The sequence below is a fragment of the Streptomyces sp. NPDC058683 genome, from assembly GCF_042716195.1.
In the GTDB taxonomy this organism is placed as follows: Bacteria; Actinomycetota; Actinomycetes; order Streptomycetales; family Streptomycetaceae; genus Streptomyces.
In genome coordinates this window covers 271995-287464 of record NZ_JBHXSK010000006.1, presented here as the reverse complement: position 1 = coordinate 287464, position 15470 = coordinate 271995, and the positions used below count along the sequence as shown (strand labels likewise).

The 15470-nt window shown below is 71.5% G+C and carries 13 protein-coding genes; 3 read left to right on the top strand and 10 right to left on the bottom strand.

What is annotated here, in order from left to right; all coding sequences use genetic code 11:
* Nucleotides 1–59: 59 nt before the first annotated feature.
* The 5 genes from ACFWXC_RS09245 to betA all read right to left on the bottom strand — a co-directional run bounded on the left by ACFWXC_RS09245 (nt 60) and on the right by betA (nt 7426).
* The gene (locus ACFWXC_RS09245) at nt 60–1025 is read right to left on the bottom strand and encodes an ABC transporter substrate-binding protein (RefSeq protein ID WP_384475512.1); all 966 of its coding nucleotides are present in this window, start codon (nt 1023–1025) and stop codon (nt 60–62) included.
* Between the two features lie 14 nt (nt 1026–1039).
* Complete coding sequence (locus tag ACFWXC_RS09240) at nt 1040–3013, bottom strand: ABC transporter permease (protein WP_384475509.1); 1974 nt, start codon at nt 3011–3013, stop codon at nt 1040–1042.
* Nucleotides 3013–4149: a glycine betaine/L-proline ABC transporter ATP-binding protein gene (locus ACFWXC_RS09235; protein ID WP_384475506.1), complete on the bottom strand. Its 1137-nt coding sequence runs from the start codon at nt 4147–4149 to the stop codon at nt 3013–3015. Before ACFWXC_RS09235 ends, ACFWXC_RS09240 begins: the two co-directional genes overlap by 1 nt.
* 21 nt (nt 4150–4170) lie before the next feature.
* Nucleotides 4171–5640 carry an aldehyde dehydrogenase family protein gene (locus ACFWXC_RS09230; protein WP_384475503.1) on the bottom strand — a complete coding sequence of 490 codons (1470 nt, stop codon included), beginning with the start codon at nt 5638–5640 and terminating at the stop codon, nt 4171–4173.
* A 106-nt stretch (nt 5641–5746) separates the two neighbouring features.
* Complete coding sequence (gene betA / locus ACFWXC_RS09225) at nt 5747–7426, bottom strand: choline dehydrogenase (protein ID WP_384475500.1); 1680 nt, start codon at nt 7424–7426, stop codon at nt 5747–5749.
* A gap of 150 nt (nt 7427–7576) precedes the next feature.
* Here betA and ACFWXC_RS09220 point away from each other — a divergent pair, with 150 nt between their 5' ends.
* A complete protein-coding gene (locus ACFWXC_RS09220) occupies nt 7577–8374 on the top strand; it encodes an IclR family transcriptional regulator (protein ID WP_384475497.1) in 798 nt (265 codons plus the stop codon).
* A gap of 88 nt (nt 8375–8462) precedes the next feature.
* On the opposite strand, the gene ACFWXC_RS09215 is transcribed toward ACFWXC_RS09220, so the two are convergent.
* From ACFWXC_RS09215 to ACFWXC_RS09195, 5 genes are all read right to left on the bottom strand, one after another.
* The gene (locus ACFWXC_RS09215) at nt 8463–9596 is read right to left on the bottom strand and encodes an aromatic ring-hydroxylating dioxygenase subunit alpha (RefSeq protein ID WP_384475494.1); all 1134 of its coding nucleotides are present in this window, start codon (nt 9594–9596) and stop codon (nt 8463–8465) included.
* Nucleotides 9597–9648: 52 nt separating this feature from the next.
* Nucleotides 9649–10812, bottom strand: coding sequence for an NAD(P)/FAD-dependent oxidoreductase (locus tag ACFWXC_RS09210; protein ID WP_384475491.1), 1164 nt, complete (start codon nt 10810–10812; stop codon nt 9649–9651).
* Nucleotides 10809–11171 carry a bifunctional 3-phenylpropionate/cinnamic acid dioxygenase ferredoxin subunit gene (locus tag ACFWXC_RS09205; protein WP_384475488.1) on the bottom strand — a complete coding sequence of 121 codons (363 nt, stop codon included), beginning with the start codon at nt 11169–11171 and terminating at the stop codon, nt 10809–10811. The genes ACFWXC_RS09210 and ACFWXC_RS09205 overlap by 4 nt, the downstream gene beginning before the upstream one ends.
* A 196-nt stretch (nt 11172–11367) precedes the next feature.
* A complete protein-coding gene (locus ACFWXC_RS09200; RefSeq protein WP_384475485.1) occupies nt 11368–11859 on the bottom strand; it encodes a hypothetical protein in 492 nt (163 codons plus the stop codon).
* 169 nt (nt 11860–12028) lie between these two features.
* Nucleotides 12029–12196 (bottom strand): hypothetical protein, encoded by a 168-nt coding sequence (locus tag ACFWXC_RS09195; protein WP_351737705.1) that lies wholly within the window; start codon nt 12194–12196, stop codon nt 12029–12031.
* Between the two features lie 229 nt (nt 12197–12425).
* Between ACFWXC_RS09195 and ACFWXC_RS09190 the strand changes: the two genes are divergently transcribed.
* On the top strand, nt 12426–13955 hold the full coding sequence (locus tag ACFWXC_RS09190; protein ID WP_384475524.1) for an SDR family oxidoreductase: 1530 nt from the start codon (nt 12426–12428) through the stop codon (nt 13953–13955).
* 74 nt (nt 13956–14029) lie between these two features.
* Nucleotides 14030–15403 (top strand): cryptochrome/photolyase family protein, encoded by a 1374-nt coding sequence (locus ACFWXC_RS09185; protein ID WP_384475481.1) that lies wholly within the window; start codon nt 14030–14032, stop codon nt 15401–15403.
* Nucleotides 15404–15470 lie beyond the last annotated feature (67 nt).

Here is a 15470-nt window from a genome sequence, read left to right as displayed (position 1 = left end):
GTGCGCACAGCTGCGCACCGCCCGCCGGGCGTACTGGACCGGCCTTGTGACGCCCCCCGCTACTTCAGCCAGGCGTCGACCTTGTCGCGGTTGGCGTCGACCCACTTCTTGGCCGCCGCGTCGTCGGACATCTTGTCCACGGCGATGTACTTGGCCACGGTGTTCTGGTCGTCGTTGGTCCAGTTGAACTTCTTCACCAGGTCGTAGGCCGGGCTGCCCGACTTGGCGAAACTCGTGCTGACGATCTTGTCCAGGTCGTAGACGGGGTAGTCGCAGGCGACCTTCGCCGCGTCGGCGTCACAGCCCGTCGTGTACTTGGGCAGGTCCACCTTCACCAGCGGTATCTCGGAGAGGAACCACTGCGGTTCGTAGAAGTAGCCGATCAGCCACTGCTTGTTCTTCTCGGCCGTCCGGAAGGCCTGGATGAGCGCGGTCTCGCTGCCCGCGTACACCACCTTGAAGTCCAGCTTCAGGTTCGTCACCAGGGCGGCGTCATTGGTGACGTACGACGGGTCGCCGTCGAGCAGCTGGCCCTTGCCGCCCGACTCGGACGTCTTGAACTGGGCGGCGTACTTGTCGAGGTTCTGCCAGTTCGTGATGTCCGGGTGCGCCTTGGCCAGCCACGGCGGGACGTACCAGCCGATCACGCCCTTGTTGCCGGTCGAGCCGGCCTCGACGGCCGTCTTCTGCCCGGTGATGTACTTCTTCTTCAGATCGTCGTGGCCCCAGTTCTCCAGGACGGCGTCGACCTCGCCGGTGCCGAAGCCCTGCCAGGCGATCTCCTCCTTGAGGTCCTTCTTCTCCACCGTGCAGCCGAGGTCGTGTTCCGCGACGTACGCGACGACCGCCGCGTCCGCCTCGTAGCCCACCCACGGGTTGACGGCCAGGTTGAAGGTGCCGCACTTGCCGTCCGCGGACTTCGAGCCGGCCGAGGTGTCCTCGCCGACCTTCGCCCCGCCGCAGGCCGTCAGGGTGAGGCCGAGGACGGCCAGGCCGGCCGCGCCTATGCGCCAGTGTTGTGCCATGGTGTCGGTGCTCCTTATGCCCGGGTGCGTCGCGCCGCAGCCTGAGTGATCCGGTCGAACATGACTCCGAGCAGGACGATGGCGAGCCCCGCCGCCAGCCCCTTGCCGTACAGCTCGCCCTGCGAGAAACCGGCCACGACGTCGTAGCCGAGGGCGCCCGCGCCTACCAGGCCGCCCACCACAACCATCGACAGCACGTAGATCAGGCCCTGGTTGGTCGCGAGGGTCAGGGCGCCGCGTGCCATCGGCAGCTGGACCTTGGTGATGATCTGCCAGGTGTTGCACCCGGCCGAGGTGGCCGCCTCCACGGTGGACTCGGGCACGTTCCGCACCCCGTCCGCGATGATCTTGATCGCGACGGGTGCCGCGTAGACGACGGCCGCGACGATCGCCGTGAAGCGGGTGGCGCCGAAGAGCGCCAGGAACGGCACGAGATAGACGAAGGGCGGCATGACCTGGGCGGCGTCCAGGGCAGGCCGGATCAGCCGGTCCGCCCGCGCGCTACGGCCCATCCACACGCCGACGACGGCACCGAGCAGCATCACCAGCACGGTGGCCACGGCGGTCGAGGCGAGCGTGGTCATGCTGTCCGACCACAGGCCCGTGCCGACCAGCAGCCCGACGCACACCGCCGCCGTCACCCCGGCCCGCCGGCCGCCGAGGACCGCGCCGAGCGCGACCAGGGTGGCACCGACGAGCCACCACGGGGAGTCGGTGAGCAGCGTCTGGAACGGGTTGAGCAGGCCGTTGGTGAGGACGTCCCGCAGGGCGTTGGTCAGGCCGGAGAGATGGTCCTGGAGCCAGGTGGTCGCGGTGTCGGCGGCGCTCGCGATATGGGTGCCGACGGTGCCGTCGCCGGGGAACTCGGCGGCCCAGACGTAGGTGTGGGAGAGGTAGACCAGGACGGCGGCCGCGATCCCGCCGGCCGCCAGCAGGAGGCGGCGCCACTTGAGGAACGGGCCGCCGGTACGGCGGACTTCGGTGCGGGCGGCCGCCGCCGTGGTGACCCGGTCGAGCACGATGGCCATGACGACGATGGCGAGTCCGGCGTTGAAGGCGGTGCCGACGTCGAGGGACTGCAGGGCCTGGACGACGGTCTTGCCGAGGCCGGGCGCGTCGATCAGGGCGGCGATGGTGACCATGGCCAGGGCGGCCATGATGGTCTGGTTGACGCCCATGACCACCGTGCGCCGGGACATCGGCAGCAGCACCTTCAGCAGTTGCTGCATCCGTGTCGCGCCGAGCGAGTCGGCCGCCTCGACGGTGGTCTCCGGCACCGAGCGGATGGCGTGCGCGGTGATCCGGATGGCGGGCGGTGCCGCGTAGATCACCGTGGTGATCACGGCGGAGGCCCCGCCGATGAGGAAGATCAGGGTCAGCGGGGCGAGGTAGACGAAGGTCGGCATCGTCTGCATGAAGTCCAGGAAGGGCGTCATGATCCGGTTGAACCGGTCGGAGAGCCCCGCCCACACCCCCAGCGGAATGCCGATGAGCAGGGCCACCAGGACCGCCGACAGGGTCAGCGCCAGGGTGTCCATGCTCTCCTGCCACAGGCCCTGGAGCCCGAAGAAGGTGAAGCCTGCCGCGGCCAGCAGCGCGACCCGCCAGTTGCCCACGGCCCAGGACACGTAACCGGCGAGTCCGACGACGCCGAGCCAGCCGATCTGCGGAACCGGGCGGGAGCCGGTGGGCTGGGAGATCAGGGACTGGACGAAGGTCACCAGGTTGTCGATGACCAGCCGGATCTCGTTGAAGAAGTAGAGGAAGACCGGGTTGGAGTTGCGGTTGGCGCCGATGCTGTCGTTGACGTCGTTCAGCCAGCGGTGCAGTCCGGTGAGGTCGGCGGCGGCCAGGGTCAGCGTCTGCCGGCCGCGCAGCACGGTGAAGAGCACCAGCCAGACGATCAGGATGGCCGCCACCACCATGGGGCGGCTGACCTTGTGACGCAGGGCGGCGCCGGGCACGGTGGCGTCGGCGACGGCGGCCATCAGGCGCCGCCTTCCTGTCCCGCGACGGCCGCTCCGGCGACGGGTGCTCCGGCGACGGGTGCTCCCGCGACGACGGTGAGGATCTCCTCGTCGCCGACGATGCCGAGCAGCTTGCCGTGCTCGACGACCTTGACCGGCTTCTCGGCCGCGAGCACCGCCCGGGTGGCCTCGCGGACCACGACGTCCGGGCCCAACTCCGGCCCGTCCAGGGCGTCTTCGGGTGTGGCGGGCCGCATGATCCAGCGCAGGGTGAGGACGTCGCCGCGCGGCACGTCCTTGACGAAGTCCCGTACGTAGTCGTCCGCCGGGGCGCCGACGAGTTCGTCGCCGGTGCCGCACTGGACCATCCTGCCGTCCCGCATGATCAGGATGCGGTCGCCGAGCTTCAGTGCCTCGGAGAGGTCGTGGGTGATGAACACCATGGTCTTGCCGACCTCGTGGTGCAGGCGGACGACCTCGCTCTGCATGTCACGGCGGATCAGCGGGTCGAGTGCGGAGAACGGCTCGTCGAAGAAGAGGACGTCGGGGTCGCCGGCGAGGGCGCGCGCGAGGCCGACGCGCTGCTGCATGCCGCCGGAGAGCTGGTCGGGGTAGGAGTTCTCGTATCCGGCGAGGCCCACCAGTTCGACGACCTCCATGGCCTTCTTCGTCCGTTCGGCCCGGCCCATGCCCCGGATCTCCAGGCCGAACGCCACGTTCTCGACGACCTTGCGGTGCGGCAGCAGACCGAAGTGCTGGAAGACCATGGAGAACTTGCTGCGCCGCAGCTCCCGCAGCCGCCGGGCGTCGGCGCCCCGGATGTCCTCGCCCTCGAACACGACCTCTCCGGCGGTGGGTTCGATCAGCCGGGTCAGACATCGCACCAGGGTGGACTTGCCGGACCCGGACAGGCCCATGACGACGAAGACCTCGCCGGGCGACACCTCGAAGTTTAGGTCCCGTACGGCGGCGGTGCAGCCGGTGCGGTCCATCAGTTCGCGGCGGGTCAGCCCGCACAACTCCTCGGAGCCCGGCACCTGGTCGGCCTTGGGCCCGAACACCTTCCACAGCCGGCGCACGGAGATGACCGGGGTGCGGTCCCGGGGATCCTCGGACGTGTCGCGCCGCTGCGACACCTCGGTCTGGGCTGGGGTCATGGTGGGGACCTCTCTTCGGCGTCAGCCGCGGAACCAGTGCTGCGGCCGGGGTTGGATGTTCTGCCAGACGTGCTTGGGCTCTCGGTACTCGTCCAGGCCGGTCGGTCCCAGCTCGCGGCCCACGCCCGAGTGCCCGAAGCCACCCCATTCCGCTTGCGGCACATAGGGGTGGTAGTCGTTGATCCACACGGTTCCGTGGCGCAGCCTGCGGGCGACCCGCTGCGCCTTGCCCGCGTCCTGCGTCCAGACGGCTCCGGCGAGGCCGTACTCCGTGTCGTTGGCGATGCGGACGGCGTCGTCCTCGTCCTGGAAGCGCTCCACGGTGAGCACGGGTCCGAAGGACTCCTCGTGCACCACCCGCATGTCCTGCCGGCACTCGTCGAGGACGGTCGGCGGGTAGTAGAAGCCGTTCGCCAGGGCGGGGGCGTCGGGGCGCGCGCCGCCGCAGCGCAGTACGGCGCCCTCGGCGAGACCGGCGGCGACATACGCCTCGACCTTCTCGCGGTGCTGTGCGGAGATCAGTGCCCCGGTCTCGGCCTCGGGGTCGAAGGGGCCGCCCAGGCGGATGAGTCGGGCGCGGCGCACGACCTCGTCGACGAAGGCGTCGTGAATCGTGTCCTCGACGATCAGCCGGGCGCCGGCCGAGCAGACCTGCCCGGAGTGCAGGAAGACGGCGGTGAGCGCGAAGTCGACGGCGGTGGCGAAGTCGGCGTCGGCGAAGACGACGTTGGGGTTCTTGCCGCCGAGTTCGAGGGCGACCTTCTTCACCGTGGCGGCGGCGGTGGCCATGAGGCGCCGGCCTGTGTGCAGTCCGCCGGTGAAGGACACCATGTCGACGGCCGGGTGCTCGGCGAGCGGCGCACCCGCCTCGGGGCCGGCGCCCAGCACCAGGTTGGCGGCGCCGGCCGGGAGGCCCGCCTCCTCGAGTGCCTTCATCAGCAGGACCGAGGTGGAGGGGGTGAGCTCACTGGGCTTGAGGACGACGGTGTTGCCCGCGAGAAGCGCGGGTGCGACCTTCCAGGAGGCTTGCAGGAGAGGGTAGTTCCAGGGGGTGATCAGGCCGCAGACGCCGACGGGTTCGTAGGTGACCCAGCTGAGCGCGTCGTCGCGGCCGGTGTCGACCACTCGTCCGGCGCTGGTGCCGGCGATGCCGCCGTAGTAGCGGAAGCAGGAGACGACGTCGGCGATGTCGTACTCGCTCTCCACCAGGCGCTTGCCGGTGTCGAGGGACTCGGCGCGGGCGAACTCCTTGGCGTCGCGCTCGATGATGCCGGCGGTGCGCAGCAGCAGCGCGCCGCGCTCCCGCTCGGGGGTGTGCGGCCAGGGGCCGTCGTCGAAGGCGCGCCGGGCCGCGGCGATCGCGGCCTCGGTGTCGGGGCGGGTCGCCTCCGAGACCGTGGCGACGAGGGTGCCGTCCGCCGGACAGCGGATCTCGCGCCGGCCGCCGGCCACCGCCGCGCGCCATTCACCATCCACGTACAGATCTGCCACGGTCGCGCCCTTCGAGGCCGAATTCGTTGCGCATTGTGCATTGGATTGCTTTTGGTGGAACACCCTGACGAACGGACCGACCGCCGTCAAGTCCGGGGAGAGTGCGCTACCCGGCCTGTTTCCGGGCGCCGCGGTGCCGGTAGTAGACGGCCTCGGAGGCCGGCAGCGGTTCCTTGCCGAGGATGAGGTCGGCCGCCTTCTCGGCGATCATCATCACCGGGGCGTAGATGTTGCCGTTCGTGACGTACGGCATCACCGAGGCGTCCACCACGCGCAGTCCGTCCACCCCGTGCACCCGCAGGGTCAGCGGGTCGACGACGGACATCGCGTCCGTGCCCATCTTGCAGGTGCAGGACGGGTGCAGGGCGGTCTCGCCGTCCTTGGCGACCCAGGCGAGGATCTCCTCGTCCGTCGCCACGGACGGGCCGGGCGAGATCTCCCCGTCGTTGTAGGGGGCGAGCGCGGGCTGGTTGAGCAGCTCGCGGGCCACCCGGACCGCCTCGACCCACTCGCGGCGGTCCTGTTCGGTGGAGAGGTAGTTGAAGCGCAGCGCCGGGTGTTCGCGCGGGTCCTTGCTCCGGATCTTCACCGAGCCGAGGGCGTCGGAGTACATGGGCCCGACATGGACCTGGTAGCCGTGGCCGCCGGCGGGCACGGAGCCGTCGTAGCGGACCGCGACGGGCAGGAAGTGGAACATCAGGTTGGGGTAGGCCACGTCCTCGTTGCTGCGGCAGAAGCCGCCGGCCTCGAAGTGGTTGGTGGCGGCCGGTCCCTTGCGGAACAGCCACTGCAGGCCGATGAAGGGGGCCCGCCACTTCGCCAGGTACGGCTGTACGGAGACGGGCTGCTTGCAGGCGTACTGGATGTACACCTCCAGGTGGTCCTGGAGGTTCTCGCCGACGCCCGGCAGGTCGTGGACGACGTCGACGCCGAGGGCACGCAGTTCCTCGGCGTTGCCGACGCCGGAAAGCTGGAGCAGCTGCGGGGAGTTGACGGCGCCGCCGCACAGGATGACCTCGGCGGCCCGGACCTGCCGGAGGGCGCCCTTGCCGCGCTGGAACTCGACGCCGACGGCCTTCTTCCCCTCGAAGAGGACGCGGGTGACGAGAGCGCGGGTCCGCACGGTGAGGTTGGGCCGATTCCTGGCGGGTTTGAGGTACGCCTTGGACGCGGACAGCCGCCGGCCGCGGTGCACGTTGCGGTCGAACCTGGCGAAGCCCTCCTGCCGGTAGCCGTTGACGTCGTCGGTGGGCGCGTAGCCCGCCTCCTCGGTGGCCTTGAGGAAGGCGGAGAAGAGCGGGCCTTCGGCCGGGCCGCGTTCCAGCACGAGCGGTCCGTCATGGCCACGGAACTCGTCGTCGGGGTCGGCGGCCAGACAGTTCTCCATCCGGCGGAAGTACGGCAGGCAGTGGGCGTAGTCCCAGGTCTTCATGCCGGGATCGGCGGCCCAGCGCTCGTAGTCCATGGGGTTGCCGCGCTGGAAGATCATGCCGTTAATGCTGCTGGAGCCGCCCAGCACCTTGCCGCGGGCGTGGTAGACACGGCGGCCGCCCATGTGGGGCTCCGGCTCGGACTCGTACTTCCAGTCGTAGAAACGGCTTCCGATGGGGTACGTCAACGCCGCGGGCATATGGATGAACACGTCCCACGGGTAGTCCGGGCGGCCTGCCTCCAGCACCAGCACCCGGTTGCCCGGGTCGGCCGAGAGCCGGTTCGCCAGTGCGCTGCCGGCCGATCCGCCGCCGACGATGACGAAGTCGTACTGCACGTCTTGCAAGGGAGCCATACCGCCTCGTCCCGCTCGCGCCGTCGATGTGCGCGGCATGCTAGTACGGGTATCGCTATGCGCACCAGGTTGCGAACAACGCAACTTGTAAGATCTTTGTTCACACCACGTTTCTTGGGTGCTGTTGTTTACTCCGCGTATAGTTCCGCTATGAGCAACTACAGTCCGGACACAGAAACGAACGGCTCATCCTCCGGCGGCGTGCAGTCCGTCGACCGCGCCATCAGCGTCCTGGAGATCCTCGCCCAGCGCGGCGAGGCGGGCGTGAGCGAGGTGGCCGCCGAGATCGAGGTACACAAGTCGACCGCGTTCCGCCTGCTCGGCGCCCTGGAGGCGCGCGGTCTGGTGGAGCAGGCGGGTGAACGGGGCAAGTACGCGCTCGGGTTCGGCATCGTACGTCTGGCGGGCGCCGTCACCGGGCGTATCGACGTCACCCAGCAGGGCCGTCAGGTCTGCGAGCGGCTGGCCGAGGAGATCGGTGAGACGGTCAACATCGCCGTGATGCAGGAGCACTACGCGATTAACCTCTACCAGGTACGCGGTACGGCCGCCGTCACCGCGCACAACTGGGTCGGCCAGCTGACCCCGTTGCACGCCACCTCCAGCGGCAAGATCATGCTGGCCCATCTGCCGGCGAAGGAACGGGCCGCGCTGATCTCGGACGGGGGCCTGAAGAAGCTCACCCCGCACACCATCTCCACGAAGGCGAAGCTGGAGAAGAACCTCGCCGAGGCCCGGGAGCGCGGTTACGCCTGGACGCTGGAGGAGCTGGAGATCGGGCTGCACGCCATGGCCGCGCCGATCCGGGACCGGGAGGGCAAGGTCGCCGCGTCGATCAGCGCCTCCGGGCCGTCCTACCGGTTCACCGAGGAGCGGATGCACGAGCTGGCTCCGGTGCTGGTCAAGGGCGCCGCCGAGATCAGCCACCGGATGGGGTTCCTGGGCTGAGCGCCCCGAGGACGACCGCCGTACGGCCCGCGTCCGCGTTCCGCGCGGGCCACGGGCGTTCCCTCTCCTGCCAGTCCTGCCGGTCCTGTCACTCCGGCCGCCGGGTACCGAGCCGCTCGTGGACCCAGTCGTGGAAGGCGCCGATGTGGTGCTCGCTGGGCACCAGCACACCGCCCTTGGCGTACAGCCGTGAGCTCATCCCGGGCTGGGTGCGCTCGCAGGCGTCGAAGTCCTGGCGGTTGACCCGGTCGAAGAGCTCCACGGACCGGCTGACGTCCCTGCCGCTCTCCACGACGTGCGGAAGGTAGAGCCAGTCGCACTCGACGACCGTCCGGTCCACGGCCACCGGGTACATCCGGTGGAAGATCACATGGTCGGGCACGAGGTTGATGAACACCTGCGGTCTCACGGTGATCGCGTAGTACCGCCGGTCCTGGTCCGCGGCGACCGAGGGGATGCGGTCGAGCCCCTCGGAACCGTCGACGGTGAAACCCTGGACGTCCGCGCCGAACTCGGCGCCGTGGCCCACGTAGTACTGCGCCGCGTAGCCGTCGGCGAACTCGGGCAGCACCTCGGTGAGTTCGGGGTGGATGGTGGCGCAGTGGTAGCACTCCATGAAGTTCTCGACGATGAGCTTCCAGTTCGCCCGCACGTCGTAGACGATCCGCCGGCCCACCGCCAGGTGGTCGATGTCGTAGTGCTCGATCGACGCGGTGTCGCCCAGCCGCTCGACGACGGCCCCCAGCACGTCCTCCTCGAAGGAGGGCGGCTCCTCGGCCAGGCACACCCACACATAGCCCAGCCATTCCCGCACGGCCACGCTCACCAGGCCGTACTCGGTACGGCCGACGTCGGGCATCTTGGTGAGGTTGGGGGCCGCGACCAGCTTGCCGTCCAGGTCGTAGGTCCAGGCGTGGTACGGGCACTGGAAGGCGCGCCTGACCTCGCCGGCGTCCTCGGTGCACAGCCTGGCCCCGCGGTGCCGGCAGACGTTGAAGTAGGCGCGGACCGACCCGTCCCGGGCCCGGGTGACGAGGATGCTCTCGCGGCCCACGTCCACCGTGCGGAACGCGCCGGGCTTCGGCAGGTCCGCCGCGCGGGCGACGCAGAACCACATCGTCTCGAAGATGCGTTCCTGCTCCTGGGCGAAGATGCCGGGATCCGTGTAGGCGGAACCGGGGAGGGTGGCGATCAGGCTGTCCGGCAGGCTGGTCGAGGTCACGGTGCACTCCTCGGAGAACGTCGTGGATCGATGGGGCGGCGCGGGCGCCGGGTCAGGACGCGGTGGTGCCGAACTGCTTGCGCAGGCGGGTGAAGAGCCGCGGCTGGTTCATCCCGAGCACGGCGACCGGCCGGCCCGCCCGCCGGTAGACGGCGAGGAAGCTGCGGTCGTCGGTCGAGCCCTCCTCGACCGTCACGTCGTCGGCCCCGGCGGCGTGCCCGACGAACTGGATCTTCACGCCGTACTGGTCGGACCAGAAGTACGGGGGCCTGGGGACGCCCGGTTCCGTCGCCCCGTAGGCGAGGAGCGCGGCGACGGCGGCGGCCGGCCGTTCCAGTGCGCCGGTCCAGTGCTCGACCCTGCGATGGCCGCCGGCGTGCGGGTCGTACCAGTTGGCGCAGTCGCCGACGGCGACCACCCCGGCCACGCTGGTCCGCCCGTCGGCGCCGCACTTGACCCCGTTGTCGAGCGCGACGCCGGAGCCCTCCAGCCACTCGACGCAGGGGCGCGCCCCCACCCCGACGACGACGGTGTCGGCGGGCACGCTGCGGCCGTCCTCCAGGAGTACGGCCTCCACCTGGCGCTCGCCGCTCAGCCCCTTGACCCCGACCCCGCACAACAGCCGTACGCCGTGGTCGGCGTGGAGGGCGGAGACGACGGCGCCCATGGCCGGGCCGAGCGGTCCGGCCAGCGGGGTCGGCGCCGCCTCGACCACGGTCACGTCGAGCCCGAGGGCGTACGCCGTGGAGGCGACCTCGGCGCCGACGAACCCGCCGCCGATCACCACAAGGCGGCCACCCCGGGCGAGGTCGTCCCGCAGGGCGCGGGCGTCGTCGAGGGTGCGCAGTACATGGACCCCGGCGAGACCTCCGGTGCCGGGCAGGGTGCGGGCGGCGGCGCCGGTCGCGATCACCACGCCGTCGGCGCGGACCTCCCGGCCGTCGGCGAGCCGGATCGCCCGTCCGGCGCGGTCCAGCCCGGTGGCGCACGCCCCGAGCAGCCACTCCGCGCGGAGTTCCTCGTCGTCCCGCTCCAGCGCCAGGTCCGCCTCGCCGAGGGTGCCGGCCAGGAACTCCTTGGACAACGGCGGCCTGTCGTAGGGGCGATGAGGCTCGTCGCCGATGACGACCAGCCGGCCGTCGTACCCCCGCTGCCGCAGCGAGCGCGCGGCCGACAGCCCGGCCAGCGAGGCGCCCACCACGGCCACCGTCCTCACGCCGCGCCTCCGGCGAGCCGGGCGGCGACGCACGGCGGCAGGTTGGGTGCGTCGGCGGACAGCCGGACGTAGACGGTGCCGTCCTCGACGACGACCTGGTGGGTGCGGACCGGGCGCTTGGCCGGGGGTGCGTCCACGGCGCCGGTCCGCAGGTCGAACTTCGAGGCGTGCAGGGGACATTCGACCTCGCGGCCCTCCAGCCAGCCGTCGGCGAGCGAGGCGTCCTGGTGGGTGCACGTGTCGTCGATGGCGAAGAGCTCGCCGTCGTCGGTGTGGAACACCGAGACGGGCGGGTCGATATCGAGCCGGTGGGCCTCGCCTCGCGGCAGATCCGCGAGACGGCACGCGGGAATCATCATGACACCTCGGTGCGTATAGCGAAACGGATTGCGATGAGCGCAACGTCAGTCTGAGGGCGTCTCCGAAGCGTTGTCAAGGCGTTCACTCGCCGGTCTGCGCAGGCCGCGGCGGCGGCTCCCGGGCGTGCCGAAGTGCCCTCGAAGGCAAGGGTGAACAGGAGAAACGGGCGTCCTTCGGTGTGACGACGCGGGGCGGTCAGAAACCGCGGTCGATCCGCATCTGGCTCGTCACCGAACGCGGGACGTCACCGTGGCGCATCCTTTCGACGGCCTTCTCGACCTCGTCCAGGGCGACGGTCCCGGTGCCGAAGGCGTCCGGCGGCGGCAGCTCCAGCCTCATCTCCGGGGTGAGGACGCCGACCGGCACCACGGTCCCGGCGAGGTCACGGGCACAGCAGGCCTGACGGCGGGTCTCCGGCCGCCCCACCGCCTCGATCACCGCGTCGGGCCCGAATCGGCCGGCAGCTCCCGCGCCGCGTCGACGCCTTTGGTCTCCGGGGAGTTGACGGTGTGGGTGGCTTCCGAGCCCGTGCGCCGTGGCCGGCTCGCGGTCGTCGCCGTCCACGGCGATGCGCCTCGCCGCCCCGGCCGGATCCGGGCCGAGGAGCGCGGCGGCGCCGAAGCCCGCCATCACCCCGCAGCCGGCACGACACGGGATCTCGGAGTCCGAAACGGCGGTCAGAGACACCACCGTCCTCATCCGCTCCCGCAGCCCCGCCGGTGCGAGTTCCGAAGACGTCCTGCCGGCCGAGGTACTCGTGACCCGCACGGCGGTGTGCGCCGACAACACCGCCGGGACCACCGGAGAGCCGGAACGGCCACTTCCCGGACCGACCGCTCGCGGCCGGACAAGGGGGTCAGTCGTCGTCCGGGCCGGGGACCACGACCAGGAAGGCGTCCGTCCGCAGATCCATCACGACCGTCGCGGGCTCGCCCTCGGCGCGGCGCTTCGCCGCGTACTCCTCCGCCGGCCACGATCCCCGCGGAGCTCCGGCGGGGAAACGTTCCAACACCTTCGCGCTCATGGCGGCAGACACCTCCAGCGTCCGTCCTTCGGCCGGATACGGCTCCTGTCCTGCGGTTCGCCTGCCCGCGATGGGCGCGGACATGCCCAAGGAGCGGGCCGGGCCCGCCGTCCGCCGCTCCGGGTCGACCGTTGTCGCCGGCGGGCAGACCATGGAATCCGCCGCATCCGGAACGACGGCACATGTGGAAGTGCTCTCCAGGGGGGCCTACGCGGAGGACGCAGAGCCGATGAACGCTGACGACCACGCCCCCGGCCCACGTTGCCTGGTGACCGGGGCGACCGGATACATCGGCGGCAGGCTGGTGCCGGAGCTGCTCGCCGAGGGCTGTCGGGTGCGCTGTCTGGCGCGCTCCCCCGGCAAGCTGCGCGACCACCCCTGGGCCGGGCGGGCGGAGGTGGTGCGGGGCGATGTCACGGACGCCGCCCGCGTCGCCGAGGCCATGCGGGGCGTCGACGTCGCCTACTACCTGGTCCACGCGCTGGGCACCGGCGCCGACTTCGAGGCGACCGACCGCAGGGCGGCGCGGATCTTCGGCGAGTCGGCCCGTGCCGCGGGGGTGCGGCGCGTCGTCTACCTCGGCGGTCTGACGCCGTCGGGCGTGCCGGAATCCGAGCTGTCGCCGCATCTGCGGTCACGGGCCGAGGTGGGCCGGATCCTGCTGGACTCCGGCGTGCCCACGACCGTCCTTCGTGCCGCCGTCGTCATCGGTTCGGGCTCCGTCTCCTTCGAGATGCTGCGCTATCTCACCGAACGTCTGCCGGTCATGATCACCCCCAGCTGGGTGCGCACCCGTATCCAGCCCGTGGCGGTCCGCGACGTGCTGCGGTATCTCGTCGGCAGTGCCCGGATGCCGGCCGGCGTCAGCCGCGCCTTCGACATCGGCGGACCGGACGTCCTGACCTACCGCGACATGATGCTGCGGTACGCGGCGGTCGCCGGACTGCCCCGCCGGGTCATCCTCCCCGTGCCGGTGCTGACCCCCGGCCTGTCCAGTCACTGGGTCGGGCTGGTCACCCCGGTCCCCGCGTCCATCGCCCGGCCGCTGACCGAGTCGCTGCGCCACGAGGTCGTCTGCCACGAGCACGACATCGCGCGGTACGTGCCGGACCCGCCCGGGCATCCGTTCGGCTTCGACGAGGCGGTACGGCTGGCCCTGCAGCGCATCCAGGACGCGCAGGTGACCACCCGCTGGTCGTCGGCGGCGGTGCCGGGCGCGCCCAGCGACCCGCTGCCCACCGACCCCGACTGGGCGGGCGGCAGCCTGTACACGGACCGGCGGGAGCTGACCGTGGACGCCTCGCGGGAGGCCCTGTGGCGGGTGATCGAGGGGATCGGCGGGGACAACGGCTGGTACTCCTTCCCGCTGGCCTGGGCGGTACGGGGCGGACTGGACCGGCTGGTGGGCGGGGTGGGGCTGCGCCGGGGGCGGCGGGACGCGGCGCGGCTGCGGGCCGGCGACTCGCTGGACTTCTGGCGGGTGGAGGAGATCGAGCCCGGCCGTCTGCTGCGGCTGCGGGCCGAGATGCGGCTGCCGGGTCTCGCCTGGCTGGAGATGTACGCCGACACGGACCCCGGGGGTCGTACCCGCTACCGCCAGCGGGCCATGTTCCATCCGCACGGGCTGCTCGGCCACGCCTACTGGTGGAGTGTCTCCCCCTTCCACGCGGTCGTGTTCGGCGGCATGGCCCGCAACATCGCGCTCGCCGCGTCCCGCGTCCCGGCCACCCTCGCGAGGGAGTCCGCACCCGGCGGGTGACGGCCGCATCCGCGGTGCCCGCCGGACCGGAAGTACCTCACCGGCCGCCCGCCCCTCGACCCCGGAGAAGCACCATGAACGTCTCGGTCGTCCTGTTCACCGCCGACCTGCGCCTGCACGACCATCCGCCGCTGCGGGCCGGGAACGAGGCCCGCGAGGTGGTCCCGCTGTTCGTGCGCGACACGGGCGTCACGGACGCCGGGTTCGCCGTGCCCAACCGGCTGGCGTTCCTCGCCGACTGCCTCAAGGACCTCGACGGCGGTCTGCGCAAGCGCGGCGGGCGGCTGGTGGTGCGCTCCGGCGACGTCGTCGACGAGGTGTGCAAGGTGGCCGCCGAGACGGACGCCGACGAGGTTCATCTGGCCGGCGACGTCAGCGCCTACGCCCAGCTGCGGGAACGGCGGCTGCGCCGGGCGCTGGAGGCGGAGGGGCGGCGGCTGCACGTGCACGACACCGTGACCACCGCCGTGCCGCCCGGCGACCTCACCCCGGCCTCCTCGGACCACTTCGCCGTCTTCACCCCGTACTTCCGCCAGTGGTCCGGGGTGCGGCTGCGCGACGTGCTGGCCGCGCCGCGCACCGTGCGGGTCCCGGACGGGGTCGGCTCCGAGGACCTGCCCTCCCGCGCGGACCTCTCCGGAGTGTCCGAGGGCCTGACGGCCGGCGGGGAGACGGTGGGCCGCCGCCGCATGTCCGCCTGGCTGCGCGGCGGGATCGACGGGTACGAGGACCGCCACGACGACCTGGCGGGCGACGCCACCTCCCGTCTCTCGCCCCATCTGCACTTCGGGACGCTCTCCCCCGTGGAACTGGTCCACCGGGCACGCAGGGCGGACGGGCCCGGCGCCGAGGCCTTCGTCCGGCAGATCGCCTGGCGTGACTTCCACCGCCAGGTGCTCGCCGCCCGGCCCGCGGCCGCCACCGCCGACTACCGGACCAAACGCGACCGCTGGCGCTCCGCCTACGCCGCGCGCGAGGACATCCGGGCCTGGAAGGAGGGACGCACCGGATACCCGGTGATCGACGCGGCGATGCGCCAGCTGCGCCACGAGGGCTGGATGCACAACCGGGGCCGGCTGCTGGCCGCGAGTTTCCTCGCCAAGACCCTGTACGTCGACTGGCGCGTGGGCGCCCGCCACTTCCTGGACCTCCTGGTCGACGGTGACGTCGCCAACAACCAGCTCAACTGGCAGTGGATGGCGGGCACCGGCACCGACACCCGCCCCAACCGCGTCCTCAACCCCGTGACCCAGGCCAAGCGCTACGACCCCGACGGGGCGTACGTCCGCCGCTGGGTTCCCGAACTCGCCGCGCTCGACGGTCCCGCGGTGCACGAGCCCTGGAAGCTGCGGGGTCCGGACCGGGCCGGCCTTGACGACTACCCGGACCCGGTCGTCGAGCTCTCCGAAGGCCTCGCCCGCTTCAGGCGGGCCCGCGCCCGCGACTGAAGGAACCCCGCGCATGGCCCCCACCGGCTTGTCGGAGACGGCCGGCGTCGGCCGCGCGCGATGGCGC

What these genes read in the sequence shown, in the direction of transcription:
- ACFWXC_RS09220 (WP_384475497.1), top strand. Translation starts at nt 7,577, where the DNA reads ATGAGCAACTACAGTCCGGACACAGAAACGAACGGCTCATCCTCCGGC.
- ACFWXC_RS09240 (WP_384475509.1), bottom strand. Translation starts at nt 3,013, where the DNA reads ATGGCCGCCGTCGCCGACGCCACCGTGCCCGGCGCCGCCCTGCGTCAC.
- ACFWXC_RS09205 (WP_384475488.1), bottom strand. Translation starts at nt 11,171, where the DNA reads ATGATGATTCCCGCGTGCCGTCTCGCGGATCTGCCGCGAGGCGAGGCC.
- ACFWXC_RS09195 (WP_351737705.1), bottom strand. Translation starts at nt 12,196, where the DNA reads ATGAGCGCGAAGGTGTTGGAACGTTTCCCCGCCGGAGCTCCGCGGGGA.
- ACFWXC_RS09190 (WP_384475524.1), top strand. Translation starts at nt 12,426, where the DNA reads ATGAACGCTGACGACCACGCCCCCGGCCCACGTTGCCTGGTGACCGGG.
- ACFWXC_RS09235 (WP_384475506.1), bottom strand. Translation starts at nt 4,149, where the DNA reads ATGACCCCAGCCCAGACCGAGGTGTCGCAGCGGCGCGACACGTCCGAG.
- ACFWXC_RS09245 (WP_384475512.1), bottom strand. Translation starts at nt 1,025, where the DNA reads ATGGCACAACACTGGCGCATAGGCGCGGCCGGCCTGGCCGTCCTCGGC.
- ACFWXC_RS09185 (WP_384475481.1), top strand. Translation starts at nt 14,030, where the DNA reads ATGAACGTCTCGGTCGTCCTGTTCACCGCCGACCTGCGCCTGCACGAC.
- betA (WP_384475500.1), bottom strand. Translation starts at nt 7,426, where the DNA reads ATGGCTCCCTTGCAAGACGTGCAGTACGACTTCGTCATCGTCGGCGGC.